The 1,362-nt window shown below is 60.8% G+C and carries 1 protein-coding gene; it reads right to left on the bottom strand.

What is annotated here, in order from left to right:
* On the bottom strand, positions 1–1,187 hold a 1,187-nt coding region (locus SO139_RS46200), incomplete at its 3' end, for an IS5 family transposase (RefSeq protein WP_498542155.1).
* Positions 1,188–1,362 lie beyond the last annotated feature (175 nt).

Raw genomic sequence — 1,362 nt, 5'->3', positions numbered from 1 at the left:
TGGTTACGGCGCATCCGGTGGTCGTCCTTGAGATGGCCGATCACAGGCTCGACGGCGGCGCGACGCCGCATCTCGCGACGGATCGCTTTGGTGACACGACGAACCTGGCCGCTGATCCAGACCTTGAACTGGTCGGGATAGTTGTGGCCGCGGTAGCCCTTGTCGCCGTGGATGCGGCGCGCTGCAACACCTGTGAGCTTTTCGAGGTCGGCGATGACGGGACCGAGCGTGTGGCCGTCATAGGGATTGCCGTGCAGGGCCTTGGCATGCAGCACAAACTGCCCGCCTTTGGGCGCGGTGGCAGGCGTGGCAATCGAGACTTTGCAACCAAACTCGTAAGGTGCCCGGGCCTTGCCTTTGCCGATGCACTCCACCTCGGGGGCGTGCAACGAGTAGACCTTGGGACCGCGCTGACGCTGCTCTTGATGGCGAACCCGGTGGGCGAGATCGAGCAGCGGACCAAAGCGATCCTCAAGCGCAGCGTCGCCCTCAATCTTGCGTCTGATGTCACGGATGATGCGGCCAAGCCGGGTACGCAGGAATTTGAGCTCTCGTCGGGCACGCTTGAACTGGTGGGCATGCATGTACCGCCCCACCATGATGGCGGCGCGCTTGGCCACGCGCAGATAGCTCTGGCGCAGTTCGACGCTCTCGCGTTTGGCCAAATCGACCAGCTTCTCGATCGCCCGGTGCATAAGCCGCGCATCGTTCGGATGCGCGATCGCCTTCTCCTGGACGGTGGTGTCCACAACGACCCGCTCGAGATCTTTGGTCTCGATCGCCCCAGTTCGATGCGCCACCGAGAGGCTTTCTTGCAATAGCGCGGCGATCTGCTCCTCACCCAGCCGCTGGCGCCAGCGGGTCAGCGACGAGCGATCGAACGGCAGGTCGTGCCGGAACACCACCTCGCCGCAGAAATACTGAAAATACGGGTTCTCGACCCACCTGTCGCACAGCGCCTCGTCAGAGAGATTGTGCATGTGCTTGAGGATGAACAGTCCGGCTACCAATCGTGTCGGCAACGGTGGCTGTCCCGGTCCGAGGCGACAGACCGAACTGAAGCGTCCCGCCAGGAAGTCCCAATCGATCTCCGCCGCCAGACGCACCAACGGATGGCGAAGGTTGATGATCTTCTCCAGAGATGGACGAAACAGATCGTCCTGACGATCGTCGCGCGGATGGCTCATGGGTTCTCCCCAACAGCGAATCTCGCCGTCAAAGGAATCACGAAGTCGCCAAATCCGGAATCCAAAAACGCAAGAAAACCAACACCTACCCACGGCTTTCTTGCACAATCGAATACTTACTCACGTCAAAATCACAGCGACAGATCAATCGCTTCCGAATTCTTCACGAGCGACT

The organism is Bradyrhizobium sp. UFLA05-89, assembly GCF_059803475.1.
Note: the sequence above shows the minus strand (reverse complement) of the source record. Positions and strands in the feature narration are given on the sequence as shown.